General features: G+C 39.7%; 1 protein-coding gene. It reads right to left on the bottom strand.

Features of this window, described 5'->3' with window-relative positions:
- Positions 1–541, bottom strand: a 541-nt coding sequence (locus tag ACFINZ_RS12015) for a tyrosine-type recombinase/integrase (protein WP_375701648.1), incomplete at both ends; no start/stop codon positions are given.

Raw genomic sequence — 541 nt, 5'->3', positions numbered from 1 at the left:
TGTTTTAAAATGTCTAATGCTTCAGTTGATAAAGGCACGCGAAACTCTGTTGTGGCATCACGCTTGCCTTTCATATTTTCAGCAGGTATGGTCCATATATCCCCATCAATTTGATCTTTATGAATATGACGTAAAGGATTGGTACGAACACCTGTCAGAATAAGCAAACGCAAAGCCAGTTGTGTTATAGTTGATGCTTCACAGAGTGTTTTATAAAAAGCCGGAACCTCTCTCCAATCCATGGCTGGTCTATTAGTGACCTTATGGCGTTGTTTTCCTAAGAGAGCTTTTGCTTTTTCTACAGCTTGTAAATCAACATCTACACCTAATGCAGCCGCATGTTTGAGACAAAGATTAAGACGTATCAATGCTGTTCGAGCAATTACAGCCTTTGTATGCCAAATGGGAGAAAGGGTATTGCGTATCTCTGTTTGCGTAATCTCTGAAACGGGTAAACAGCCTAGTTTAGGGAGAATATGAAGGCGTAAAGGTGTAAACCATTTACCATTTTTACCATCACCTTTTAATTCAGCTTTACGAG

The sequence above is a fragment of the Bartonella sp. AA81SXKL genome (assembly GCF_042196945.1).
Classification (GTDB): Bacteria; Pseudomonadota; Alphaproteobacteria; order Rhizobiales; family Rhizobiaceae; genus Bartonella.
This window is presented reverse-complemented; position numbering and strand designations above follow the sequence as displayed.